Genomic DNA, 24,530 nt, shown 5'->3' with positions numbered 1-24,530 from the left:
GCGAACGGGGGTCGGTGGATGCAGCAGGCCGATGTCGCCGCTGCATGCGTCGACCACGGCCGGGCACTCGCCGCCGACGAGCTGCCCGCGCCCTCGGAGCTCGTGGCCGCCTGGACGGCCGCGCTGGCCCGCCGGTGCGCGCAGCCCGTCACCGAGCTGCGCCCGCTGCTGGAACGGCTGACCGGGCGGCTGCGGCGGGCCGCGACCGCCGAGATACTCGATCCGGCCGAGGTCACCGAGGCGGGCCGCGAGCTGGTCCGCGCGCGGATCACCGACCCGGCCTGCCTGGAGGTCTCGATGACCGTGGTCGGCGCGCACCTGGAGCGGGCGGCGGGCACCGGCGACCGGGTCCGGCGGACCGCCGCGGTGCAGGCGTCGTTCGTCCGCGGCTTCACCGAGGCACTGCGGCTGCAGGTGCTCGCCGACCAGGAGCTGGTCACCCGGGCCGCGCTGGACGCCCGCCAGATCGCCGAGCGGGCCCGCTGGGCGTCTGAGACCCGGTTCTCGGCGATGTTCGACTCGGCCGCGGTCGGCATCGTGATCTTCGACCCGCACGGCCGGTCGATCGAGGCGAACGACGCCGCCGCGGCGATGCTCGGCTACTCCCGCGAGCAGCTCACCGGGATGAGCGTCGGCGACTTCGTGTCCGTCCAGCAGGCCCCCGAGCTGTGGGCGGAACGGCCCCGGCTGCTCGACGGCTCGCTGGACCGGCTGCGCGTCGTGCGCCCGGTGCGCCGCGCCGACGACGCCGAGATCTGGATCGATGCGGTGGTCACCCCGCTGCGCGAGGACGACGGCGCGACCGACCACCTGGTCGCCGTGCTCAGCGACGTCACCGAGCAGCGCGAGCTGCAGCGGCGGCTGGAGCACCAGGCGTCGCACGATCCGCTGACCGGGCTGCCGAACCGCTCGCTGTTCTTCGGCCGGCTGGCCGCGGCGATCGCCGAGCCCCGCCCGGACGGCACCCGGCCCGGCATCTGCTATCTCGACCTGGACGGGTTCAAGGTCGTCAACGACACGCTCGGGCACCAGGCGGGCGACCGGCTGCTGGAGGTGCTCGCCGCCCGGCTGCGCGCCGCCCTGGAGCCGGAGGGGCATCTGGTCGCCCGGATGGGCGGCGACGAGTTCGTCGTGCTGGTGCCGCGGACGGCCGACCGGGCCGACCTGGAGGAGGTCGCCGGCCGGGCGCTGGGCACGGTCCGCAGGCCGGTCCGGATCGACGGCCGGGACATCGTGATCTCGGCGAGCGTCGGGGTGGTGCGGCACGACGGCGAGCTCGGCGCCGACGAGCTGCTGCAGGCCGCCGACACCACGCTGTACTCGGCCAAGCGGGCCGGCCGCGGCCGCTACCTGCACTACGACCGGGAGCGGCACCGCTCGGACGTCCGCCGGTTCGAGCTGTCGTCGCAGATGCCGGAGGCGCTGCGCCGCGACGACTTCGTGGTTGTCTACCAGCCGCTGGTCCGGCTCGCCGACGAGCAGACCGTCGGGGTCGAGGCGCTGGTGCGCTGGCAGCGCCCGGACGGCGAGCTGCTCGGCCCGGACCGGTTCATCCCGCTCGCCGAGGAGACCGGGCTGGTCGTCCCGCTGGGCAGGCGGGTGCTGGACGAGGCGTGCCGGCAGGGCCGGACCTGGGCCGACGCGCACCCGGAACGGCCGCTGCTGGTCAGCGTGAACGTCGCCGCCCGCCAGATCGTCGAGTCCGATCTGGTCTCGGACGTCGCGGCCACCCTGGACCGCTACGACTGGCCGGCCGAGCGGCTGCAGATCGAGCTGACCGAGTCCGATCTGATGGGCTCGCCGGGCGGGCCGCCCGCGACGCTGCGCGAGCTCGAGCGGATGGGCGTGCGGATCGCGATCGACGACTTCGGTACCGGCTACTCCAACCTCGCCTACCTGCGGCACCTGCCGGTGCACGTGTTGAAGCTGGCCGGCCATTTCGTGGCCGGCTCCGCCGAGCGCGACGACGTCATCCTGCGCACGCTCATCTCGCTGGCCTCCGCGCTGGACCTGGAGGTCACCGCGGAGGCCGTCGAGACGCGGGAGCAGGCGCTGCGGCTGCGCGAGTACGGCTGCGCGAACGCCCAGGGCTGGTACTACGCGCCCGCGGTCGTCCCGGAACGGATCCCGGACCTGCTCCGCGACCCGTTCCTGCGCGACGGCGGCTGAGCGGCCGGCGGGCCGGTCAGCCGTTGCGCTCGTCGCGCCAGACGAGCCAGTCCTTCAGCCGGCTCAGGTCGTAGCCGCCCTGGCCGTCCTGGCCGACGGTGAACAGCCGCACGCCGGCGTCGTACAGGGCCGGGCCGAGCTCGTCGGGCCCGTGCTCGACGGCGACCGAGCGCTCGATCTCGGCCGGGTCGCGGCCGATGTCGCGGCAGTGCGCGTCCAGCACGCCGCACTTGTGGGCGACGGTCGCGACGTCGCCGAAGCCGTGCCAGATGGTGGCGTGCTCGGCGGTGTAGCGCAGCGTCTTCTTCTCGCCGCCGCCGCCGACGAGCACCGGGATGTCGCGGGTCGGCGCCGGGTTCAGCTTCGCCCAGCGGGCCCGGATCCGGGGCAGCGCCGCGGCGAGGTCGCGCAGCCGGTCCCCGGCGGTGCCGAACTCGTAGCCGTACTCGGCGTAGTCGCGTTCGAACCAGCCGGCGCCGATGCCGAGGATCAGCCGGCCGTCGGAGATGTGGTCCACGGTGCGTGCCATGTCGGCGAGCAGCTCGGGATTGCGGTAGCTGTTGCAGGTCACCAGGGCGCCGATCTCCACCCGGGAGGTCGCCTCGGCCCAGGCGCCGAGCATCGTCCAGCACTCGAAGTGCCGGCCGTCGGGCTCGCCGTAGAGCGGGAAGAAGTGGTCCCAGTTGAAGACGACGTCGACGCCCGCTTCCTCGGCGGCCGCGACCGTTCGGCGGATGTCGGCGTAGTCGGTGTGCTGGGGCTGCAGCTGCAGCCCGACGCGGACGGGGCGCGGATCGGTCATGGGTCCATCCTGGCCGACCGGGCCGGGGCGCGCCGGGCGGATCCGGGGCCGGTGCCTGCCCGGTCCCGGATCAGAGGTTCCGCAGCCCGGAGAGCACCCGGTCCATCAGCGCCATGCTCGGCCCGTCCTCGGCCGAGGAGACGCCGTGCACGGTCAGCCTGCCCTCGCCGGCCAGGTCGTCGATGAGCACCCGTGCGACGCCGAGCGGGATCCCGGCCAGCGCGGCCACCTCGGACACCGACCGGGTCTGCGCGCAGAGGCTCAGCACGGCCGCCTGCTCGGTGCCGAGCACCGGTGCCGAGCCCGGCACCGGCCGGACCGAGACCAGGGTCTCCAGCCGCAGCTCCATCCGGACCCGGGTCCGGCCGCCGGTGATGACGTACGGGCGGACCGCGGTGAACGCGGCCTGCGGGGCGGGCTCGGCGGTGCCGCCGAGGACCGGGAGCGGCGCCGTGTCGGACTCTGTGCCGAAGTCTCTGCCGAAGTCCGGGCCGGGCTCTGTGCCGAAACCGGCGTCGGGGTCCGGGCCGGAGCCGGTACCGGGGTGGGTATCGGGGCCGGTGCTGCTGCCGGCGCCGGCAGCGCCCGCGTTCCCGGTCCGTTCCCGTTCGGCCGCCGCGGCGCGCTCCGCGGCGCGCTGCTTGCGGGTCTTGCGGCTCCGCTTGGCCGAGTGGCCGCCGAACCGCGCCCCGGTGACGCCGATCAGGTTCTCGTCGGCCTCCGCCTCCGGGGGCTCGGGCTCGGCCCCCTCGGCCGGGCGCCCGTGCGGGTGGTCCGGATCGGGGGCATGCCGGGACGGGCGGGCCCCGAACCGGGCACCCGTCCGCCCGATCTCCGACGGTGCCATCCACCCCTCCGCTCCCGAGCCGCCGGTGGCGGCGGCGTCGTGCTCTCGATCGCCGGGAGTGATCATCGCCGGGACGTGATCACTGTGGGCGGTCAGGAAGACGCACAGGGTGCACCGACTTCGCTACCGAGCGGTGTCCAGCGTGTCACGGGCGTGTGACACGGACGAGGATCCGCAGGTCACGAACCCGAAGAAGCGCCCGATCGGAGCACGACACACCCCGGCCGTTCAGCCCAGCGGGCTGCGCGGGAGGAGCCGGTCGGCGATGATCTTCTTCTGGATCTCGCTGGTCCCCTCGAAGATCGTCGTGAGCCGGGCGTCCCGCCAGTGCCGCTCCACCTGGTGCTCGGTGGTGTACCCGTTGCCGCCGTGCAGCTGGATGCCGTCGGCGGTGACCTCGGCGGCCATCTCGGTCGCCACCAGCTTGGCCATCGCGGCCTCCCGGGCGCACGGTTCGCCCTGGTCGAGCCGGTGCGCGACGTGCTGGTAGAACGACCGCGCCTGCTCGACCCTGGCCGCCATCGTCGCGAGGGTGAACCGGACGGCCTGGAAGTCGCCGATCGGGTGCTCGAACTGCCGCCGCTGCTGCAGGTACCGCACGCAGTCCTCGACGGCCGCCCTGGCCAGCCCGACCGCGCGGGCGGCGGTGTGCACGCGGGCGATGTTCAGCCAGGCCTGCGCGTCGGCGAAGCCCTCGCCGCCGTCGCCGAGCTGGTTCGCGACCGGCACCCGCAGGCCGTCGAACTCGAGATCCCAGGTGACGAAGCCGTGGTAGCCGATCTTGTCGATCGGGCTGCCGGTGAGCCCGGCCGGGAAGCTGTCCCGCTCCTTCTCGACGACGACGGTGGCCAGCCCGGCCGAGCGCTTCTCCCCCGGCGCCGGGTCGTCGGTGCGGACCAGCACCTGGATGAAGTCGGCCGCCTTCGCGTTGCCGGTCCAGCGCTTCCGGCCGGTGATCACGAACTCGTCGCCGTCGCGGACGGCGCGGGTCTCCACCGCGGCGAGATCGGAGCCCGCGTCCGGCTCGGACAGCGCGATGGCGCCGATCCAGTCGCCGCGCGCGCTGCGGCGCAGCAGCTCGGCGCGCCGGTCCGGGTCCGCCACGGCGGTGCCGGCGCCCTGCGCCCTGGCGATGATCGACCCGACGCTCATCCAGGCCCTGGCCAGCTCCTCGGCGACCATGCAGTACTCGAAGGCGCCGAGGCCGAGGCCGCCGTGCTCGCGATCGACCGTGATCCCGAAGTAGCCGAACTCACCCATCTCGTCGAGCAGGTCGCGCGGGATCTCGCCCCGGCGCGGATCGAGCTCGTTCGCCACCGGGAGCACCCGGGCCGTGGCGAACTCGCGGGCCTGCTTCTGCAGGGCCTCCCGCTCCGGCGTGTGGTGCGGCGCGGTCAGCACCGGGACGGGCGGCTCGCGGAGGTCGTCGGTCATCCGCGCAGTATCACCGCCGGGGCCGTGATCCGCTGCGGGCGCGGTCACTCCGGTGCGCCCCGGCGGTGCGCTGCACCCGTGCGCGATGCATCCAGCCATGCGCACGTCGGCATCCTGTGTCACGGTCGGGAACGGCGGCGCGGCCGGCGCGGGGGCGGCACCCGGGCGCGTCCGCCGGTTCCGGTCCGCGACCGCGGACCGCACCGATCGTGAGGGGAGCCAGTCTCATGCCCGACAACCGCGTGGTCGTCTACAAGTCTCCGGGTGAGGTCGCCGTCGAGTCGATCGACTACCCGAAGCTGGAGCTCCCGACGGACGTCGTGGACGGCCTGAAGATCAAGAAGAAGGCCCCGCACGCCGCGATCCTGAAGGTCGTCACCACCAACATCTGCGGTTCCGACCAGCACATGGTGCGCGGCCGCACGACCGCCCCGGCCGGCCAGACGCTCGGCCACGAGATCACCGGCGAGATCGTCGAGGTCGGTGACGACGTGCTGTTCGCCCGGCCGGGCGACATCTGCTCGGTGCCGTTCAACATCGCCTGCGGCCGCTGCCGGATGTGCAACGAGGGCAAGACCGGGGTGTGCCTCAACGTCAACCCGGCCCGGCCGGGCGCCGCCTACGGCTACGTCGACATGGGCGGCTGGATCGGCGGCCAGGCCGAGTACGTGATGGTGCCGTTCGCCGACTTCAATCTGCTGCGGTTCCCGGACCGCGACCAGGCGCTGGAGAAGATCCTCGACCTGACGATGCTGTCCGACATCTTCCCGACCGGCTACCACGGGGCGCTCACCGCGGGTGTGACGACCGGTTCGACCGTGTACGTGGCCGGTGCCGGGCCGGTCGGGCTGGCCGCGGCGCACGCCGCGCAGCTGCTCGGCGCGGCCACCGTGGTCGTCGGCGACATGGTCGCGTCCCGGCTGGAGCAGGCCCGCAGCTTCGGCTGCGAGACCGTCGATCTCACCGCCGGCGGCACCCTGCCCGAGCAGCTGGAGCAGCTGCTCGGCGAGCCGGAGGTGGACGCGGCCGTCGACGCCGTCGGGTTCGAGGCGCGCGGGCACGGCAAGGACGCCGACGAGGCGCCCGCGACGGTGCTGAACTCGGTCATGGAGGTGACCCGGGTGGGCGGCGCGCTCGGCATCCCCGGCCTGTACGTGACCGGCGACCCGGGCGCGGTCGACGACGGCGCGAAGGAGGGGACGCTCGGCGTCCGGATCGGGCTGGGCTGGGCGAAGTCGCACAGCTTCGCCACCGGGCAGTGTCCGGTGAAGAAGTACAACCGGCAGCTGATGCAGGCGATCCTGTCCGGCCGGGCGGACATCGCGAAGGCGGTCAACGCCACCACGATCTCGCTCGACGACGCCCCGCAGGGCTACCGGGACTTCGACGGCGGCGCCTCGCGCAAGTACGTGATCGACCCGCACGGGTCGGTCGCAGCCTGATCCCCGCCCCGCCGCACGGGCTGCGGCGGCTCGGGGGCCGGGGTTCAGGGCCGGTCGGCGGCCCGGCGGTACAGCTCGGCGGCGGCCCGCGAGAAGCCGTCCGGGACGTCCACCGCCGCGAACGCGGCCGCGGCCTCGTCCATCTCCCCCGCCCAGCGCCAGCCCTTCGCCGCGGCCTTCGCCCGGACGTCGGCCAGCGCCGCGTCGTGCTCGATCCCGCCGCGGGCCAGCTCGTCGTGCAGCGCGTCGGTCACCCCGAACCGGGCCGCCGCCTCGGCCATCGCCAGCCACAGCGTCGGCAGGGCCTTGCTCTGCAGCGCGAAGCACGCCTTGAGACCGCTGGCGGCGCCGAGCCCGTCGAGCGTCCGGACGTCGAACGGACTGCCGTCGAACAGGCCCGCCAGCGCGTCCGCGCCGGGGCCGGAGAGCCACAGCACGGTCGTCCCGCGCTGCCACGCGGGCGGCCCGATCACCGCGCCGTCGCACACCACGGCCCGCTCGCCGAGCAGCTGCGCGATCGCCCGGACGGTGTCCGGCGCGATCGCGTTCGCCTCCAGGTAGACCGGCCGGTCGGTGCGGCCGGCGAGACCGGCCGCCACCTGCTCGGCCACCTCGCGGGCGGCATGCGGCGGGCAGATCGAGACGATCACGTCGGACCGGGCGGCCAGCTCCGCGACGTCCGGCACGGCGACCAGGTCGGCGAGCTCGGCGCGCTTGGCCGTGGCGTGGCTGCGGCCGGCGTCGGCCCAGATCACCGCGCCCGCGCGGGCCTTGAGCGCCGACCCGATCGCGGCCCCCATCGCTCCGGGGTGCAGGATCCCGATCACCGGTCGGGGCGGCAGGCTCGTCGGCATGGGGATCATGATGCCCCGCACGACCCGCCGGTGGCGCATCGCGGCGCGGACGGGCACGGTCGGTCCATGAGCGTTCCCAGTACCGACCCGATGTTCACCGGCGACGCCGTCGGTGGCTGGCTGCAGCTGCCCTCCCCCGCGGTCGCCGAGATCGTCGGCTCGGCCGGGTTCGACAGCGTGTGCGTCGACACCCAGCACGGCCTGATCGGCGACGACAGCGTGCTCGGGATGCTGCAGGCACTCACCGCGTCCGGCACCCGGTCGCTGGTCCGGGTACCGGGCCACGGTGCGGAGGCGATCGGCCGGGCGCTCGACCGCGGCGCCGACGGCGTGATCGTCCCGCTGGTCGACACCGCCGAGCAGGCCGCCGCCGCGGTCGCCGCCTGCCGGTTCCCGCCGGCCGGGAACCGCAGCTTCGGTCCGGTCCGGCCGTCCTGGCTGGGGCGCGAGCCGCTGGCCGGTGGGCGCTGCGTGGTGATGGTGGAGACGGTCGCCGCGGTCGCGAACCTGGAGGAGATCCTCACCGTGGAGGGGCTCGACGCGGTCTTCGTCGGCCCGTCGGACCTCGCCCTGGCCTACGGGCTCCCGCTCGCCGCGCAGGCACCGGACGCGCCGGACGCGGCCCGCTACGGCGAGCTGATCGAGGGGATCACCTCGCGCTGCGCGGCGGCCGGGGTGCCGGTGGGGATCTACTGCAACTCCCCCGCGCACGCCCGCCGCTTCCGCGGGCTCGGCTGCACCTTCACCATGCTCGCCGCCGAGCAGGCCATCCTGCGGGCGGCCTGTGCGGAGCAGCTCGCCCAGGCCCGCGCGAGCTGAGCCGGCCGGGCCCGCGCCGCCGCCCCGCGCGTGCTCAGCGCAGCGTGTCCAGGATGGTCTGCGCGGCCAGGGTCGGGGTGAGCCCACCGGTCCGGACGTCCGCGGTGAGCGCGGGGAGCTTCTCCTGCAGGCCCGGGTCGTGCAGCAGCCGGTCCATCAGCCGGTCCCGCACCATCTGCCACATCCACTCGACCTGCTGGTCGGCCCGCCGGGTCGCCAGCTCACCGGCCTCGTCGAGGGCGGCCCGGTGCTCGCGGACCTTCTCCCAGACCGTGTCCAGGCCCATCCCGGTCTGGGCGGAGCAGGACAGCACCGGCGTCCGCCAGGTCGACGACGTCGGCGTCATCATGTGCAGCGCCCCGGCGAGCTCGCGGGCCGCGGCCCGGGCGTCCTGCTCGTGCCGCCCGTCGGCCTTGTTGACGGCGACGACGTCGGCGAGCTCCAGGATGCCCTTCTTGATCCCCTGCAGCGAGTCGCCGGTGCGCGCGATGGTCAGGAACAGGAAGGTGTCGACCATCCCGGCGACGGTCGTCTCGGACTGGCCGACACCGACCGTCTCGACCAGCACGACGTCGTACCCGGCGGCCTCCATCACCACCATCGTCTCCCGGGTGCGGCGGGCGACCCCGCCGAGCGTCCCGGCCGACGGGGACGGCCGGACGAACGCGTGCGGGTCGACGGCGAGCCGGGGCATCCGGGTCTTGTCGCCCAGGATCGAGCCGCGGGTCCGCGTCGACGACGGGTCCACCGCCAGCACCGCGACCCGGTGCCCCTGCCCGGTCAGCCGGGTCCCCATCGCCTCGATGAACGTCGACTTGCCGACGCCGGGCACGCCGGAGATGCCGACCCGGACGGCGCCGCCGGACTTCGGGGTCAGCTCCAGCAGCAGCTCCTGCGCGGCGCGCTGGTGGTCGGGCCGGCTGGACTCGACGAGCGTGATCGCCCGGGCCAGCCGGGTGCGGTCGCCGGCCAGCACCCCGCGGGCGAGGTCCGCGGGATCGGGGACACGCGGGGCCATCAGGACCTCCGGTTCTCGGGGTTCGGGACGGGGCCGCACCCGGACAGGGGGGAACGGGGGCCGGCCCGGTCGTCGGGCACGTCCGGTCGTTCCCCCCCTGCCGGGGATCAGTCCGCGTAGACGGTGCCGGTCCCGGCCGCCTCGTCGGGGTCGTCGTGGCCGAGCGCGGCCGACAGCTTCCCGAGCAGGTCGACGGCCGCCTCGGCGATGACCGTGCCGGGCGGGAACACCGCTGCCGCACCCATCTTCAGCAACTCCGGCACGTCGGCGGGCGGGATGACGCCGCCGACGACGACCATGATGTCCTCGCGGCCCAGCTCGGCCAGCTCGTGCCGCAGCTCCGGGACCAGCGTGAGGTGTCCGGCGGCCAGCGAGCTGGCGCCGATCACGTGCACGTCGGACTCGGCGGCCTGCTTCGCGACCTCGGCCGGGGTCTGGAACAGCGGGCCGACGTCGACGTCGAAGCCGATGTCGGCGAACGCCGTCGAGATGACCTTCTGGCCGCGGTCGTGGCCGTCCTGGCCCATCTTGGCGACCAGGATCCGGGGCTGGCGGCCCTCGGCGGCGGCGAAGGTGTCCACCAGCTCGCGGGCGCGGTCGATCGCCGGGTTCTTCCCGGCCTCCGAGGAGTACACACCGGAGATGATCCGGATCTGACCGGCGTGCCGCCCGAAGACCTTCTCCAGCGCGTCCGAGATCTCACCGACGGTGGCCTTGTTCCGGGCCGCGTCGACGGCCAGCCCGAGCAGGTTGTCGGCGTCGTCGCGCCGTCCGCCCTCGGCGATCTTCTCGGCGACCGCGGTGAGCCGGCGCAGCGACTCGTCGAGCGCCCGGTCGTCGCGCTCGGCCCGCAGCTTCTGCAGCTTCTCCAGCTGCTCGCGGCGCACCCCGGCGTTGTCGACCTTGAGCACGTCGATCTGCTCGTCGACGTCGACCACGTACTTGTTGACGCCGATCACCGGCTGCCGGCCGGAGTCGATCCGGGCCTGGGTGCGGGCCGCGGCCTCCTCGACGCGCATCTTCGGGATGCCCGCGTCGATCGCCTCGGCCATCCCGCCGGCCTTCTCGACCTCGTCGATGTGCGCCCACGCCCGGCGCGCCAGGTCGTAGGTGAGCTTCTCGACGTAGTAGCTGCCGCCCCACGGGTCGACGACGTTCGTCGTGCCCGACTCCTGCTGCAGCAGCAGCTGGGTGTTGCGGGCGATCCGCGCGGAGAAGTCGGTGGGCAGCGCGAGCGCCTCGTCGAGGGCGTTGGTGTGCAGCGACTGGGTGTGCCCCTGGGTGGCGGCCATCGCCTCGACGCAGGTGCGGACGACGTTGTTGTAGACGTCCTGCGCGGTCAGCGACCAGCCCGAGGTCTGCGAGTGCGTGCGCAGCGACAGCGACTTCGCGTTCTGCGGCTCGAACCGGTTCACCAGCTTCGACCAGAGCAGGCGCGCGGCCCGCATCTTGGCGACCTCCATGAAGAAGTTCATGCCGATCGCCCAGAAGAAGCTCAGCCGGGGGGCGAACTTGTCGATGTCGAGCCCCGCGTCGACGCCGGCCCGCAGGTACTCCACGCCGTCGGCGAGGGTGTAGGCGAGCTCCAGGTCGTTCGTCGCGCCGGCCTCCTGGATGTGGTACCCGGAGATCGAGATCGAGTTGAACTTCGGCATCTTCGCGCTGGTGAAGCCGAAGATGTCGGAGATGATCTGCATGGACGGCTGCGGCGGGTAGATGTAGGTGTTGCGGACCATGAACTCCTTCAGAATGTCGTTCTGAATGGTCCCGGTCAGCTTCTCCGGCGCGACGCCCTGCTCCTCGGCCGCGACGATGTAGAGCGCTAGCACCGGCAGCACGGCGCCGTTCATGGTCATCGACACCGACATCCTGTCCAGCGGGATGCCGTCGAACAGCTGGCGCATGTCCAGGATGGAGTCGATCGCGACGCCGGCCATGCCGACGTCGCCGGCGACCCGCGGATGGTCGGAGTCGTAGCCGCGGTGGGTCGCCAGGTCGAACGCGATCGACAGGCCCTTCTGCCCGGCGGCCAGGTTCCGGCGGTAGAAGGCGTTCGACTCGGCGGCGGTGGAGAACCCGGCGTACTGGCGCACCGTCCACGGCTGGTTGGTGTACATCGTCGGGTACGGCCCGCGCAGGTACGGGGTGATGCCCGGGTAGGTGTGCAGGAAGTCGACGTCGGCCAGGTCGTCCGCGGTGTACAGCGGCTTGACGCCGATGCCCTCCGGGGCCTCCCAGGTGGGGGCGGATCCCGCCCAGGCCGACGACGGTGTGCTGCCCGAGTGCAGCGGCACCGAGCTGAAGTCGGGAATCCGGGTCACTTCGATCCCTCCAGCGAGGTGTGCACGTCGTCGATCACGGCCAGGGCGTCGCAGCCCGCGAACAGGTACCCGTCCACCCCGGGGACCTCCTCCTTCGGCTTCCCCGCCAGCAGGATGCGGGTCGCGCCCGCCGCGCGCAGCGCGGCGGCGGTGTCGGCGGCCCGCTCGGCGTAGAGCTCGTCCGACGAGCACAGCACGGCGACCGCCGGGCGGTCACCGGCCAGGTAGGCGTCGGCGACGGCCTGCGCGGTCTCGGTCGGCCCGGCCTCGGCGGCGTCGATCCCGCCGGCGCCGAGCAGGTTGCGGGTGAACCCGGCCCGCGCGGTGTGGACGGCCAGCGGGCCGATCGTGGCGAGGAAGACGGTGGGGCGGCGGCCGTCCCGCTCCAGCGCGGCGTCCGAGCGGTCCCGCTGGATCTCGTACGCCTCGGCGGGCCGGTAGAGCGGCAGGCCGCCGCGGGCCACCGGGGCCGGCAGCGGATCCCGGACGACCGGCTTCTCGTTCAGGTCGGGGAACTCGGAGACGCCGGTCAGCGGGGTCTTCCGGCGGGCGACGTCGGCCTCCCGCTTCGCCCGGACCTGCCCGACCCGCTCGGCCACCAGCCCGGAGTCGAGCGCGGCGACGGCGCCGCCCGCGCCCTCGATCTCCTGGAAGAACTCCCAGGCGACCCGGGCGAGATCGTCGGTGAGGTGCTCGACGTACCAGGAGCCGCCCGCCGGGTCGATGACGCGGGCCAGGTGCGACTCCTCGACCAGCAGGTTCTGGGTGTTGCGGGCGATCCGGCGGGAGAACGGCTCGGCGGCGCCGATCGCGGCGTCGAACGGCGGCACGGTGACCGCGTCCGCCCCGCCGACGCCGGCGGCGAAGCCGGCCACGGTGCCGCGCAGCATGTTCACCCACGGGTCGCGGCGGGAGAACAGCACCTCGCTGACGACCGCGTGCTGGCGCTGCGGGACGTCGGTGCTGCCGGCGGCCTCCAGCACCCGCGCCCACAGCCGGCGCGCGGCGCGCAGCTTCGCGATCGTCGGGAACTGCTCGGGGGTGGCGGCGTAGCGGAACTCCAGCACCCGGGCCGCGGCGGGCACGTCCAGCCCGCCGGTGGTGCCGTCCACCAGGGCGCGCAGGTAGGCGACGCCGGCGGCGAGCGACCAGCCCAGCTCCTGGGCGTCGGACCCGCCGGCCTCGCGGATCACCCGGGCGTCCACGGTGACGGCGGTGACCTTCGGGAACGACCCGGCGACCCGGCGGGCCAGCTCGGCGACCGATCCGGTGTCCGGCCCGGACCCGGTGCGGGCGCGCAGGCCGATCGGGTCGGCGCCGAGCGAGCCCAGCAGCTCGGCGTCCTCGACGCCGTTGCGGGCGGCCAGGTCCAGGTACGCGCCGCCGGCCTCGACGGCGTCGTCGCCGGCGTCCAGCGCGACCGCGGCCAGGTCCAGGTAGACGCCGTCCACGGCGGCGGCGATCGCGTCGATCGGGATCCCGCCCTCGCCGACCCGCAGCCAGACCGAGTTGACGCCGCACTCCAGGTCGGCGAGCAGCGCCTCGCGGACCGCGGCCGGATCGGTGCCGGTGTGCCGCTGGCGGATGTCCCAGCCGCCGGGAACGTGCCCGTCGGTCAGCGCACCGCGGGTGAAGGGCCACGCCCCGGGCACCCCGGTGGCGGGCAGCTCCGCCACGTCCTCGGACGCGTAGAGCGGGGCCACCCGGATGCCGTCGGCGCTGGTCCGGGTCAGCGCGGCGACCCCGTCCCCCGGTGCCGCGTCCTCGCCGATCCGGCCGGACCTCCGTACCACCGCGTCGACGGCGGCGGTCCACTGCTCGCGGGTGACCGGGTCGAACCCGCCCGCGAGGACCAGCTCGTCCGGCTCCGCCGGACCGTCACCTGCGTCGACCGCCGCCCGGTCTCTGCCCGTCATCCGCTCAGTTCTCCTCACCGGCCCGCGGGCGGCCTCGTTGCCCCGCCCGGCGCCGCCGTGATGACGCCGCCGAAGTGCAACGGAGTCTAGTGACGGCACCCGGCCGGGGGCATCGGCTGTGGTGAGACGCGCACGGCCTGTGACGCACCCGACGGCCTGGAACACAGCGGGCCGGTGCGGCATTGTGCCGTCCATGCCACCCGTGACCCGAGGCTTCGTCGGCAGGCGCAAGCGGGACCCGCGACTGCCTCCCGGCCAGTACGACGTCGGCGACCAGTGGCCGGTGCTGACCGCCGAGCCCGCGCCGAACCTGGACACCGCCCGCTGGACGTTCCGCATCGACGGCCTCGTCGAGCGCCCGGCCGAGTGGACCTGGGACGAGATCCGGGCGCTGCCCCGCGAACGCTGGGACGGCGACATCCACTGCGTCACCACCTGGACGAAGTTCGGGATGACCTGGGAGGGGATCCCGGTCGACACGCTGCTGGAGGCGGCCGGCCCGCTGCCGGGGGCCCGCTACGTGGTGGCGCACTCGCACACCGGGTACACCACGAACCTGCCGCTGGCCGACATCACCGGCGGCCGCGCCTGGCTCGCCTTCGCCGCGGGCACCGCGCCGGCGGCGCCGGCCCCGCTCACCCGGGAGCACGGCGGCCCGGCCCGGCTGCTGGTGCCGCACCTCTACTTCTGGAAGAGCGCGAAGTGGGTGGCCGGGCTGCGGCTGCTCGCCGAGGACGAGCCGGGGTTCTGGGAGCGCAACGGCTACCACGACCGCGGCGACCCGTGGGCCGAGCAGCGATTCCAGGGGGACTGATGGAGACGACCTCCCGCCGGACCCTGCGCTGGCAGCTCGCGACCGTGCTGGAGATCCGCGACGAGGCGCCGAAGGTGCGCACCTTCCGGCTCGCGCTGGCCGAGCCGGCCACCCACCTGCCCGGCCAGTACTACGTGGTGCGGCTGACCGCCGAGGACGGCTACACCGCGCAGCGCTCCTACTCGGTGGCCTCGGCGCCGGACGGCCGCGCGGAGATCGAGCTGACCGTGGAACGGCTCGACGACGGCGAGGTGTCGGAGTTCCTGCACGACGTCGTCGTGCCCGGTGACGTGCTGGAGGTGCGCGGGCCGGTCGGCGGCTGGTTCGCCTGGGACGGCTCCGGGCCGGCGCTGCTCGTCGGCGGCGGCTCCGGGCAGGTGCCGCTGGTCGCGATGCTGCGGCACGCCAGGGCGCTGGGCCGGCCGGATCTGGTGCGGATGGTGCTGTCGGTGCGCACCCCGCGCGGCCTCTACTACGGCGACGAGCTGCGCGGCCCGGAGGTGCATCCGGTGTTCACCAAGGTCGCGCCGGAGGGCTCGGCGCGCCCCGCGGGGCGGTTGCGGCTCGACGACGTCGCGCCGCTGGTCCGCGGCGGGGAGACCGCGTTCGTGTGCGGGAGCCCGGCGTTCGCCGACGCCGCGGCGGCGCTGCTCGCCGAGGCCGGCCTGCCCGCCGCGGCGATCCGGATCGAGCAGTTCGGCCCGACCGGCAGCTGATCCTCCCCGGGCGACGCCTCGGCGTGACAGGCCGGGCGCGCTGCACCACCATGATCGGCGCGGCCGTGCCGGTGACCACCGGGCAGCACCGCCGGGCAGGACCACCAGCCAGGGAGCGCCGATGACCGTCACCCCCGCCGAGACGTCGTTCACCAGCGCCGGCACCCGGTGCGCGGCCTGGCACCTGACCGCGTCGTCGGACGCGCTGGCCGGGCACCGGGGGCGGCCGTGCGTGGTGATGGCGCACGGCTTCGGCGCCACCCGGGACTCCGGGCTGCTGCCGTTCGCGCAGCGGTTCGCCGCGGCCGGCTGCGACGTGCTGCTGTTCGACTACCGCGGCTTCGGCACCAGCGACGGCACCGCCGACCCCGCGCTCGCCCACGACGTGCACCACCTGCGGCACCGGGCCGACTACCACGCGGCGATCGCGCACGCCCGGACGCTGCCCGGGGTGGACCGGGAGCGGATCGTGCTGTGGGGCAGCTCGTACTCCGGCGGGCACGTCGTCCCGGTCGCCGCCCGGGACGGCCGGGTCGCCGCGGTGATCTCGCAGGGCGCGGCGATGGACGGCCTCGGCGCGCTGTGGGCAGTCGTGCGCCACGCCGGTCCCGGCGGGCTGCTCGCGCTCACCGGGCACGGGCTGCGCGATCTCGCCGCGGCGCTGCTGCGCCGCCCGCCGCACCGGATCGGGGTGTACGGCCCGCCCGGCTCGGTCGCCGCGATCACCGCGCCGGACGCCGAGGCCGGCTACTCGTCGATCACCGGGCCGTCGTTCCGCAACACCGTGCGGGCCCGCGCGGCGCTGCGCATCCCGGCCAACCGCCCGGTGACGGCCGCCCCGCGGCTGCGCGCGCCGATGCTGGTCGTGGTGACCGCCCGGGACTCCATCGCGCCGCCCGCGGCGGCCCGGCGGGCGGCGGCCCGGGCGGGGGCGGGCGCCGAGGTGCTGGAGCTGCCGTGCGGGCACTTCGACATCTACACCGGCGCCCCGTTCGAACGCTCGGTGGCCGCCCAGGTGGACTTCCTCACCCGCACGCTCTCCCCGGCGCCCGCCGGCACCTGAGCCGGCCCGAGCCGGCCCGAGCCGGATCCCGGGAGAACCCGGCCGCCGTCCCCCCGGACGGCCCAGCGCAGACCACCGACAGCGGCAGCGGAGCGGGCTCCGACTGCGCGCAGCGGGACAGCGTCACCCTGTCGGCGCAATTTCGCCGTAACATCGTTGCCCTCCGTCGTCGACATACCCGATGCACCACGGCGTCCCGGCCGAGCGGCTCCCCGACCTCCCCTGCTCCGCGCCCGGTCCGGCGCGCCGTCGCCCGAGGGAGTTGACGACACGTGACGATGTCCCCGCCCCGCGCGGGCCGCGCCACCCCGCGCACCGGACCGCACACCGGTCCGGGGCCGCAGCGGCATCCGGACCGGCTGCACCGGTTCTTCGAGGCCACCGTGGCCCGCACACCGGACGCGGTCGCGCTGCAGGACGGCGCGCTGGAGCTCAGCTACGCCGAGCTCGACGCCCGGGCCGCCCAGCTGGCCCGCTACCTGCGCGGGCACGGGGCCGGGCCGGGCGGCCGGATCGGGATCCTGTTGCACCGCTCATGGCGCACCTACGCCGTGCTGCTGGCCGTGCTGAAGACCGGCGCCGCGTTCGTCCCGATCGATCCGGCCGCGCCACCGGACCGGGTCGGCTACATCCGGTCCGACGCCGGCCTGGACCTGCTGGTCACCACCTCGGACCTGGCCGCCGAGCTGGACCGGGACCGGCTGGTGCAGCTCGACCTGTGCACCGCCGAGGTGGCCCGGCTCCCCCGGCACCCGGTCGAACCGGTCCCGCCCGGCGCCGATCCGCTCGCCTACATCATCTACACCTCGGGCTCCAGCGGGCGGCCCAAGGGCGTCGCCGTCGCGCACCCGAGCATCTGCAACTTCGTGCACGTGATCACCCGGGTCTACGACGTCCGCCCGCACGACCGCGTCTACCAGGGCATGACGATCTCGTTCGACTTCTCGATCGAGGAGATCTGGCCGACCTTCGCGGCCGGGGCGACGCTCGTCGTCGGGCCCACCGACTCCCGGCGGATCGGCGCCGAGCTCGGCGAGTTCCTGGCCGGCACCGGCGTGACGGTGCTGTGCTGCGTCCCGACCCTGCTCGCGACCATCCCGGTCGAGCTGCCCGCGCTGCGCACCCTGCTGGTCGGCGGCGAGGCGTGCCCGGCCGGGCTGGTCGAGCGCTGGGCCCGGCCCGGGCGCCGGATGCTGAACACCTACGGCCCGACCGAGGCCACCGTGACTGCGACCTGGGGCGAGCTGCGCCCCGGCCGGCCGGTGACGATCGGCGTCCCGGTGCCCACCTACTCGGTGGTGATCCTGGACGACGCGCTGCGCGAGGTGCCCCGCGGCGAGGTCGGCGAGATCTGCATCGGCGGGCCCGGCGTCGCCGTCGGCTACGTGAACCTCCCGGAGAAGACGGCCGACCGGTTCGTCCGGCACCGCGCCGCACCACCGAACGGCGACGGCCGGCTCTACCGGACCGGTGACCTCGGCCGGATCGACGGCCGCGGCGAGATCGTCTACCTGGGCCGGGCCGACGACGAGGTGAAGATCCGCGGGCACCGGGTGGACCTCGGCGAGATCGAGAGCGTCGCACTGGAGCACCCGGGCGTGGAGAGCGCGGTCGCCGCGCTCAGCACGCCGGCCGACGGCACCGGCGAGGAGCTGACCGTCTACGTGGTGCCCGCCGGGCCGGCGCACCCGGACCGGGCCGCGCTGCACGGGCTGCTGCGCACCCGGCTGCCCGAGTACATGGTCCCCGGCTACCTGGAGATCATCGACCGGCTGCCGATGATGCCCAGCGGCAAGGTCGACCGCCCGAAGCTGCCGCCGCCGTCCGGGCCGCGGATCGTGCTGTCCGCAGGCCCGGTGGTGGGGCCGGCGACCGGGCTGGAGACCCGGGTGCGCGACGTGCTCGCCGAGGTGCTGTCGCTGGAACCCGGCCAGGTGTCGGTGACCGCCGACTTCTTCGACGAGCTGGGCGGGCACTCGCTGCTCGCCGCCCGCGTGGTGACCCTGCTGCGGGAACGCGCCGTCGGGCGGACCGCCGCGGTGCGCGACCTCTACGACCATCCCACGGTCCGCGGGCTGGCCGGGGCGCTCGATCCGGCGGTCGGCCCCGCGGCGGACGCGGCCCCGCCGCCCCCGCCGCGGCCGCAGCCGCTGCGCCACTCGCGCGGCCGCTACTCGCGCGCCGGGACCGTCCAGGCCGCGGCACTGTTCGTGCTGCTGCTGGTGATGACGCTGCCCGCGGCGGCCGTCTACGCCTGGCACGGCGGCCGGGTGGCGCCGGACGTGCTGGCCCAGCTCGCCGTCGGCGCGACCGCGGTGTTCCTGCTGCAGCGCTGGGTGCTCGCGCCGCTGGCGGTACGCGCGCTGACCGCGCGGGTGGCGCCGGGCCGGTACCCGATGTGGGGCGCGGTGCACCTGCGGCTGTGGGCGGCCGACCAGCTGCTGGCGATGTCGCCGCTGCCGGTGCTCTCCGGTGGCCCGCTGGCCGCGCCGTACCTGCGGATGCTCGGCGCCCGGATCGGCCGGGACACCCACCTCGGCACGTCGGTGCTGGCGCTGCCGCGGATGCTGCAGGTCGGCGACGGCGCCACCATCGGCTACGGGGCCGCGCTGCGGCCGTGGACGCTCGGCGACGGATGGGTCACGGTCGCGCCGATCGCGGTCGGCGAGGGCGCGCACGTGGGCGCCAGCGCCGTCGTCGAACCGGGGGCGGTGATCGGTGCCGACGCGGTGCTCGGCGAGCAGTCCGCGGTCGCCGCGGACCAGGTGGTGCCGCGCGGGGAGCACTGGGCCGGTTCGCCCTGCGTGCCCGACGCCGCCGACGCCGCGGTGGCCGAGCTGACCGAACGCGGGCCGGCGCCGTCCTGGACCCGGCCGCAGCTGGCCGCCGCCGCGGCCGGCGTGCTGGCCCTGGAGCTGGTCGCGCTGGCCTCGCTGGTCCCGGCGGTGCTGCTGGTGTGGACCTCGCTGCTGCTGTTCGGCAACGGACCGGCGCTCGCCGTCGCGGTGGCGGTGGGTCCGGTGTTCGTGCTGACCGTCTGCGCGCTGGTCGCGGTCGGCCGCCGGGTGGTCGCGCCGCGCACCGGGCCCGGGGTGTTCCCGGCCCGGTCCGCGCCTGGTCTGCGGAAGTGGTTCGGCGACAAGCTGCTCGAGATGAGCCTGACCTACACCAACGCGCTGTACTCGACGCTGTACACGGTCGGCTGGCTGCGGCTGCTCGGCGCGAAGGTGGGCCGCGGCGCCGAGGTGTCGACGGCGTCGCACATCGACCCGGAGATGCTCACGATCTCGCAGGGCAGCTTCGTCGCCGACATGGCGAGCGTGGGCAGCGCGACCTTCCACAACGGCTGGATGGTGCGCCGCCCGACACTGGTCGGCCGGCGGGCGTTCGTCGGGACGCCGCCGTCGTACCGGCCGGTTCGACACTCGGTGACGAGTCGCTGATCGGGGTGGCGACGGTGCCGCCGCCCTCGGGTGTCCCGCAGGACAGCACCTGGCTCGGTTCACCCGCGATGCACCTACCGGTGCGGCAGGACTCCGGCGACCATCCGGAGTCGATGACGTTCCAGCCGTCCCGCGGCCGGGTCGCCGAGCGGCTGGGCATCGAGTTCCTGCGCGCCACGCTGCCCGCGTCGGCGATCTCGGTGTCGATCTACCTGTTCCTGCAGTGGCTCTCCGACGTCGCCCGCACGGCGCCGTCCTGGGTCGTGGTGCTCGCCGCGCCGGCACTCGCGCTCGGCACCGCGCTGCTGCTGGTGCTGCTGGTCGCGGCGGTGAAATGGCTGGTCGTCGGCGCGTACCGGGTGCGCACCGAGCCGCTGTGGAGCCGGTTCGTGCGCCGCTCCGAGTTCGTCACCGGGCTGTACGAGGCCGCGGCCGTGCCGGGTCTGCTGACGATGCTCTCCGGTTCGCCGATGCTCCCGCCGCTGCTGCGCCTGATGGGTGCCCGGATCGGCAGGCGCACCTGCGTGTCGACCACCTACCTGACCGAGTTCGACCTGGTCGACATCGGTGACGACGCCGTCGTCGGGCGGGACGTGTCGTTGCAGACGCACCTGTTCGAGGACCGGGTGATGAAGATGTCCACGGTGACCGTCGGGGCCGGGGCGACCGTCGGCGACCGGGCGATCGTGCTGTACGACGCGGTGGTCGGCGACGGGGTGCGGCTGGAGCCGCTGTCGCTGGTGATGAAGGGCGAGCACCTGCCGCCCGGCACCCGCTGGCGCGGGATCACCGCCCAGCCGGTCTCCGACGCCGCGCCGCCCGTCCCGGCCGCGGGCCCGGCCCCGGTCCCGGTCGCGCAGGCGGAGCCGACCGTGCGGACCGCCGCGGTGGACGCACAGCGGACGACCGTCCTCACCCGGGTCGGCCCGGCCGTCGATCCGGGTCGGACCATGCGGATGCGCTCGGTGCAGGCGGCGCGTTCGGCGCCGCGCCCGTCCGGGCCGCCGCCGTACCGGGTGCCGGCGCCCCGGCCCGGCGGCGCGCGGCACCGCAGGTCCGACCGGTGAGGCTGCCCCGCCCGTTCCGGCGGCCGGGCCGTCGCGCGCGGCCCGGCGCGCCGCTCGCCCTGGTCCGGCGCGGCCCGGACGCGGTGCCCGGCTGCGCGGAGTCGGTGGCGGCCCTGCTCGCGTCCTCCCGGCACGGGTTCGACGTGCGGTTCGCCGGGCGCGGCGAGGAGCTGGACCTGTCCGCGGGGACGCTCGCCGCGGCGGCGCTCTACGCCGAACCCGGCGGCGGCGACCTGGGCGCGGCCTGGCCGGTGGTCCGCCGGGTCCGCGGCCCGGTCCGGGACCTGGTCGCCGGCGGCGGCCGCTACCTGGGCTTCTGCCTCGGCGGCTATCTCGCCGGGGCGACCCCCGGCTTCGGGCTGCTGCCCGGCGACACGGACCGCTGGATCGGCACCCGCGGCGCCACCGTCGAGCACGACGGCGACGCGCTGGTCCGGCTCGACTGGCGCGGCCGGGAGCGCACCCTGTTCTTCCAGGACGGGCCGCGGTTCCTGCTCGATCCCGGCGCCGCGGGCGGCGTGCTGGCCCGCTACCCGAACGGCGAGATCGCCGCGGCGGTGCTGCCGTTCGGTGCCGGGCGGGTCGGCGTGGTCGGCCCGCATCCCGAGGCCGGACCGGACTGGTTCGACGACGCCGGGCTCCCCCGGGCCGACGCCCGCGACCTCGGCCACCAGCTGATCGACGAGGTGATGGCATGACCCGACCGACCCCACCGCCGGGACCGCGGGTGCCCGCGCCCCGCATGGACGGGCCGACCGTGCGCACCGCGCCCGGCCGGATGCCCCCGCCCGCCCGGGTGCCCGCGCCCCGCGGTCCGCGGCGCCCGGCCCACGGGGCGCCCGAACCACGCCACCCGGTCCCGCGCCCCCGGTACCGCACGGCACCTCCGGCGGGCACGGCACCCCCGGCCCGCCCGGCCACAGCCCCGCCCACCACAGCCCTCCCCACCACAGCCCTCCCCACCACAGCACCGCCCACTGCACCGCCGCCGGCTCCCCCACCCACCGGCACGTCCGGCCCGCCGGCCGCCACCGCCGAACCCCGCCGTCCCGCGCAGCGGTCCCGGCTGATCGGCGTGGACGCCGCCCGCGGCGTCGCGCTGCTCGGGATCATCGCCGTGCACGCGCTCGTCGAGACCACCGACGACGGCGTCTCCACCGCCAGCTACCTGATCTTCGGCGGCCGCTCGGCGGCGCTGTTCGCCGTGCTCGCCGGGGTGTCGTTCGCGTTCCTGACCGGCCGGGCCCGGGTCCGGCCCGGACCGGACCTGTGGTCGGCCGCCGCGATGCTCGCCACCAGGGCCGGCATGCTGATGCTGATCGGGCTGGCGCTGAGCTGGACCGATCCGACGATCGCCGCGCTGATCCTGCCGTACTACGCGATCGCCTTCCTGCTCGCGATCCCGCTCGTGGCGCTCCCGACGGCGGTGCTGGCGCCGCTGGCGGCGACGCTCTGCCTGGGCGTCCCGGTGCTCTCGCACCTGGTCCGCCCGGCCCTGCCGGTGCCCGACCTCGGCAATCCCTCGCTCACCGGCCTGGTCACCGATCCGCTGGGCCTGCTGTCCGAGCTGACCGTCACCGGCGCCTACCCGGGCGTCGTGTGGCTCGCCTACCTGGCGGTGGGGATCGTCGCCGGGCGGCTGCGGCTGTCCTCGGCGCGGACCGCGGCCGGGCTGCTGGTCGGCGGGACCACCGCCGCACTGGCCGCGACCGCGGCGTCGATCTGGCTGCTCGGGCCGGGCGGCGGCTACGCCGCGATCGCCGCGGCGGGCCCGCCGGAGCTGCTCGACTCGGCACCGACGATCGCCGACGCGGTCACCGGCTACCCGGACGGGGTCACCCCGACCACCACCTGGTGGTGGCTCGCGACGGTGGCGCCGCACTCGGGCACCCCGCTCGACGTCGTGCAGACCAGCGGATCGGCGCTCGCCGTGCTCGGCGCGATGCTGCTCCTGGCCGGGATCGGCACGCGCGGCGTGTCGACGGTGCTGGGGCACCTGCTGCGCCCGCTCGCCGCGGCCGGCTCGATGACATTGACGTTCTACGTCGCGTCCATCCTGTTCATGAACTCGCCGCTGGACACGTTCGGCCCGCTGGAGGGCTACCTGTGGCAGGTCGGCGTCGCGCTGGCGGCCGGGCAGGCCTGGCGGCGGGCGGTCGGGCGTGGCCCGCTGGAGACGCTGGTGTCCGCCCCGGCGCACGCGGTGCGCGACCGGGTGCGCTCGGCGAGGCGCACCGGCACGCCGGCCGCCGCGGGCCGGCACCGGGGCTAGCCTCGTCGCATGATCGACCCGAGCGGCCGGTGGTACCGCGCGTTCGTCGTGCTCGCCGTGGTCCCGGCGGTGCTCGGCGGGTGTGCCGCCGCGGGGCCGGGTGCCGAGCGGGCCGCGCCGGACCCGGACCGGCCGGTCGTCGACGCCGCCCTGGACCTGGCCCCCGATCTCGGCTCGGCGACCGGCACCCAGTCCGTCCGGTTCACCCCGGACGACCGGACCTGCGAGCTGGTGTTCCGGCTGTGGGCGAACCGGCCGCCCACCGTCGCCGACGGCACGTCGTCCGATATCACCCGGGCCGCCGTCGACGGCATCCCGGTCACCCCGGTGACCGAGCAGGCCGGCGCACCCGAGGTCGCGCCGGGCACCCTGGTCGAGCTGCCGCTGCCGGCCTGCGTCGACGCGGGCACCCCGGTCACCGCCGAGCTCGGCTTCCGGATCACCCTGGGTGCGGACTCCGGGCAGCGGATCGGCCGGTCGCCCGCCGCCGGGACCGCCTGGCTGGGCTCCCCGCTGCCGCTGCTCGACCACGTGCGCGGCCGCGGCTGGGTCCGCGGGGACGCCGTGCCGCTGGCCGGTGAGACGGTGGTGTCGGAGGACTTCCGGCTCGCGTCGCTGGCCGTCACCGTCGACGACGACCAGCAGGTCGTCGGGGTCGGCACCCCGGCCGGCCGGACCGCGGCGGGCCCGGGCCGCAGCACCCACACGTTCACCGCGGACGCGATCCGCGACGTCGCGATCGCGGCGGGCGACTACACGATCACCGGGTCCACCGTCGGGACCACCCGGGTGCGCGTCGCGCTCCCCACCCCCGGCGGGCCCGGGGTCACGGACGGCACGGGCGGGCTGCGCGGCACCGCCGCCGACTGGACCGCCGCCGTCGCCGAGTACCTCCCCCGGCTGGAGGCGCTGCTCGGCCCGCACCCCTACCCGGACCTGTGGCTGACGATCGTGCCCACCCAGAGCGACGGCGTCGAGTTCCCCACCCACCTGCAGTTCGGCGACGTCGACGACGACACCCGATCCGCGCTCACCGCGCACGAGCTGGCGCACATGTGGTTCTACGCGCTCGTCGGCAACGACCAGGGCCGCGACCCGTGGCTGGACGAGTCGTTCGCCACCTGGGCCCAGGCCGTCGTCGCCGACCAGGCCGGGTACTACCGGCCGGAGCGGTACTCCCCCGCCGCGGACGGCCGGATCGGCGACCCGATGACGGCGTGGGACCGGCGCGGCGGCGGGTTCTCCGGGTACGTCACCGGTGTGTACGACCAGGGGGCCGCGGCGCTGCTGGAGGGCCGCCGCCGGGTCGGCGCGGACCGGTTCGACGCCGCCGTACGGGACCACATCGACCGCAACGCGCACCGCGTCGTCGAGCCGGCGGACGTGCGCGAGTCGTTCGCCGGGCTGCCCGAGGTGCTCGAGGTCCTGCGGGAGCACGGCGCGTTCGACGGGCGGTGAGCGAGCGGACCGGTGACCACCCGGGGGTGGCGCGCACACCACCCCCGGGCTGTCGCCGGGGATCCCGGGGCCGGG

General features: G+C 75.5%; 18 protein-coding genes. 11 read left to right on the top strand and 7 right to left on the bottom strand.

What is annotated here, in order from left to right:
• The first annotated feature begins 18 nt into the window (after positions 1–18).
• Positions 19–2,169, top strand: coding sequence for a putative bifunctional diguanylate cyclase/phosphodiesterase (locus tag ACVJO7_RS21555; RefSeq protein WP_491674373.1), 2,151 nt, complete (start codon positions 19–21; stop codon positions 2,167–2,169).
• A gap of 16 nt (positions 2,170–2,185) precedes the next feature.
• Here ACVJO7_RS21555 and ACVJO7_RS21550 read toward each other — a convergent pair whose 3' ends face one another.
• The 3 genes from ACVJO7_RS21550 to ACVJO7_RS21540 all read right to left on the bottom strand — a co-directional run bounded on the left by ACVJO7_RS21550 (position 2,186) and on the right by ACVJO7_RS21540 (position 5,252).
• On the bottom strand, positions 2,186–2,971 hold the full coding sequence (locus tag ACVJO7_RS21550; protein WP_491674372.1) for an LLM class F420-dependent oxidoreductase: 786 nt from the start codon (positions 2,969–2,971) through the stop codon (positions 2,186–2,188).
• A 70-nt stretch (positions 2,972–3,041) separates the two neighbouring features.
• Complete coding sequence (locus ACVJO7_RS21545; RefSeq protein WP_491674371.1) at positions 3,042–3,818, bottom strand: DUF742 domain-containing protein; 777 nt, start codon at positions 3,816–3,818, stop codon at positions 3,042–3,044.
• Between the two features lie 228 nt (positions 3,819–4,046).
• A complete protein-coding gene (locus tag ACVJO7_RS21540) occupies positions 4,047–5,252 on the bottom strand; it encodes an acyl-CoA dehydrogenase family protein (RefSeq protein WP_491674370.1) in 1,206 nt (401 codons plus the stop codon).
• A gap of 227 nt (positions 5,253–5,479) precedes the next feature.
• Here ACVJO7_RS21540 and fdhA point away from each other — a divergent pair, with 227 nt between their 5' ends.
• Positions 5,480–6,694 carry a formaldehyde dehydrogenase, glutathione-independent gene (fdhA, locus tag ACVJO7_RS21535; RefSeq protein ID WP_491674369.1) on the top strand — a complete coding sequence of 405 codons (1,215 nt, stop codon included), beginning with the start codon at positions 5,480–5,482 and terminating at the stop codon, positions 6,692–6,694.
• 44 nt (positions 6,695–6,738) lie between these two features.
• Here the strand turns inward: fdhA and ACVJO7_RS21530 are convergent, their stop codons facing one another.
• Complete coding sequence (locus tag ACVJO7_RS21530; RefSeq protein WP_491674368.1) at positions 6,739–7,548, bottom strand: DUF1932 domain-containing protein; 810 nt, start codon at positions 7,546–7,548, stop codon at positions 6,739–6,741.
• Positions 7,549–7,614: 66 nt separating this feature from the next.
• On the opposite strand from ACVJO7_RS21530, the gene ACVJO7_RS21525 reads away from it, so the two are divergent.
• Positions 7,615–8,367: an HpcH/HpaI aldolase family protein gene (locus ACVJO7_RS21525; protein WP_344017785.1), complete on the top strand. Its 753-nt coding sequence runs from the start codon at positions 7,615–7,617 to the stop codon at positions 8,365–8,367.
• A gap of 34 nt (positions 8,368–8,401) precedes the next feature.
• Here ACVJO7_RS21525 and meaB read toward each other — a convergent pair whose 3' ends face one another.
• The 3 genes from meaB to ACVJO7_RS21510 form a co-directional block, all read right to left on the bottom strand.
• Complete coding sequence (gene meaB / locus ACVJO7_RS21520; RefSeq protein ID WP_491674367.1) at positions 8,402–9,385, bottom strand: methylmalonyl Co-A mutase-associated GTPase MeaB; 984 nt, start codon at positions 9,383–9,385, stop codon at positions 8,402–8,404.
• Between the two features lie 107 nt (positions 9,386–9,492).
• Entirely contained in the window at positions 9,493–11,679 is a 2,187-nt protein-coding gene (scpA, locus tag ACVJO7_RS21515) for a methylmalonyl-CoA mutase (protein ID WP_344018006.1), read from the bottom strand.
• Between the two features lie 23 nt (positions 11,680–11,702).
• Complete coding sequence (locus ACVJO7_RS21510) at positions 11,703–13,622, bottom strand: methylmalonyl-CoA mutase family protein (protein WP_491674366.1); 1,920 nt, start codon at positions 13,620–13,622, stop codon at positions 11,703–11,705.
• 193 nt (positions 13,623–13,815) lie between these two features.
• Between ACVJO7_RS21510 and ACVJO7_RS21505 the strand changes: the two genes are divergently transcribed.
• From ACVJO7_RS21505 to ACVJO7_RS21470, 8 genes are all read left to right on the top strand, one after another.
• A complete protein-coding gene (locus ACVJO7_RS21505) occupies positions 13,816–14,436 on the top strand; it encodes a sulfite oxidase-like oxidoreductase (RefSeq protein WP_344017788.1) in 621 nt (206 codons plus the stop codon).
• Positions 14,436–15,152 (top strand): FAD-binding oxidoreductase, encoded by a 717-nt coding sequence (locus ACVJO7_RS21500; RefSeq protein ID WP_344017789.1) that lies wholly within the window; start codon positions 14,436–14,438, stop codon positions 15,150–15,152. The genes ACVJO7_RS21505 and ACVJO7_RS21500 overlap by 1 nt, the downstream gene beginning before the upstream one ends.
• A gap of 121 nt (positions 15,153–15,273) precedes the next feature.
• Positions 15,274–16,215, top strand: a complete 942-nt coding sequence (locus ACVJO7_RS21495; RefSeq protein WP_491674365.1) for an alpha/beta hydrolase — start codon at positions 15,274–15,276, stop codon at positions 16,213–16,215.
• 278 nt (positions 16,216–16,493) lie between these two features.
• Positions 16,494–19,658, top strand: a complete 3,165-nt coding sequence (locus ACVJO7_RS21490) for a non-ribosomal peptide synthetase (protein ID WP_491674485.1) — start codon at positions 16,494–16,496, stop codon at positions 19,656–19,658.
• A gap of 14 nt (positions 19,659–19,672) precedes the next feature.
• Positions 19,673–20,725 (top strand): hypothetical protein, encoded by a 1,053-nt coding sequence (locus ACVJO7_RS21485; protein ID WP_491674364.1) that lies wholly within the window; start codon positions 19,673–19,675, stop codon positions 20,723–20,725.
• A complete protein-coding gene (locus ACVJO7_RS21480) occupies positions 20,722–21,423 on the top strand; it encodes a BPL-N domain-containing protein (protein ID WP_491674363.1) in 702 nt (233 codons plus the stop codon). The genes ACVJO7_RS21485 and ACVJO7_RS21480 overlap by 4 nt, the downstream gene beginning before the upstream one ends.
• Positions 21,424–21,800: 377 nt before the next feature.
• The gene (locus tag ACVJO7_RS21475; protein ID WP_491674362.1) at positions 21,801–22,997 is read left to right on the top strand and encodes a heparan-alpha-glucosaminide N-acetyltransferase domain-containing protein; all 1,197 of its coding nucleotides are present in this window, start codon (positions 21,801–21,803) and stop codon (positions 22,995–22,997) included.
• A gap of 9 nt (positions 22,998–23,006) precedes the next feature.
• Complete coding sequence (locus ACVJO7_RS21470; protein ID WP_491674361.1) at positions 23,007–24,455, top strand: M1 family aminopeptidase; 1,449 nt, start codon at positions 23,007–23,009, stop codon at positions 24,453–24,455.
• The last annotated feature ends 75 nt before the right edge of the window (positions 24,456–24,530 follow it).

The organism is Pseudonocardia sp. DxW, assembly GCF_058448985.1.
This window is presented reverse-complemented; position numbering and strand designations above follow the sequence as displayed.

Bases quoted from the DNA above. Each gene is read 5' to 3' on its own strand.
- ACVJO7_RS21530 (WP_491674368.1), bottom strand. From the start codon at position 7,548: ATGCCGACGAGCCTGCCGCCCCGACCGGTGATCGGGATCCTGCACCCC.
- ACVJO7_RS21490 (WP_491674485.1), top strand. From the start codon at position 16,494: ATGTCCCCGCCCCGCGCGGGCCGCGCCACCCCGCGCACCGGACCGCAC.
- ACVJO7_RS21470 (WP_491674361.1), top strand. From the start codon at position 23,007: ATGATCGACCCGAGCGGCCGGTGGTACCGCGCGTTCGTCGTGCTCGCC.
- ACVJO7_RS21510 (WP_491674366.1), bottom strand. From the start codon at position 13,622: ATGACGGGCAGAGACCGGGCGGCGGTCGACGCAGGTGACGGTCCGGCG.
- ACVJO7_RS21500 (WP_344017789.1), top strand. From the start codon at position 14,436: ATGGAGACGACCTCCCGCCGGACCCTGCGCTGGCAGCTCGCGACCGTG.
- ACVJO7_RS21555 (WP_491674373.1), top strand. From the start codon at position 19: ATGCAGCAGGCCGATGTCGCCGCTGCATGCGTCGACCACGGCCGGGCA.
- ACVJO7_RS21540 (WP_491674370.1), bottom strand. From the start codon at position 5,252: ATGACCGACGACCTCCGCGAGCCGCCCGTCCCGGTGCTGACCGCGCCG.
- ACVJO7_RS21525 (WP_344017785.1), top strand. From the start codon at position 7,615: ATGAGCGTTCCCAGTACCGACCCGATGTTCACCGGCGACGCCGTCGGT.
- fdhA (WP_491674369.1), top strand. From the start codon at position 5,480: ATGCCCGACAACCGCGTGGTCGTCTACAAGTCTCCGGGTGAGGTCGCC.
- ACVJO7_RS21550 (WP_491674372.1), bottom strand. From the start codon at position 2,971: ATGACCGATCCGCGCCCCGTCCGCGTCGGGCTGCAGCTGCAGCCCCAG.
- meaB (WP_491674367.1), bottom strand. From the start codon at position 9,385: ATGGCCCCGCGTGTCCCCGATCCCGCGGACCTCGCCCGCGGGGTGCTG.
- ACVJO7_RS21495 (WP_491674365.1), top strand. From the start codon at position 15,274: ATGACCGTCACCCCCGCCGAGACGTCGTTCACCAGCGCCGGCACCCGG.
- ACVJO7_RS21545 (WP_491674371.1), bottom strand. From the start codon at position 3,818: ATGGCACCGTCGGAGATCGGGCGGACGGGTGCCCGGTTCGGGGCCCGC.
- ACVJO7_RS21505 (WP_344017788.1), top strand. From the start codon at position 13,816: ATGCCACCCGTGACCCGAGGCTTCGTCGGCAGGCGCAAGCGGGACCCG.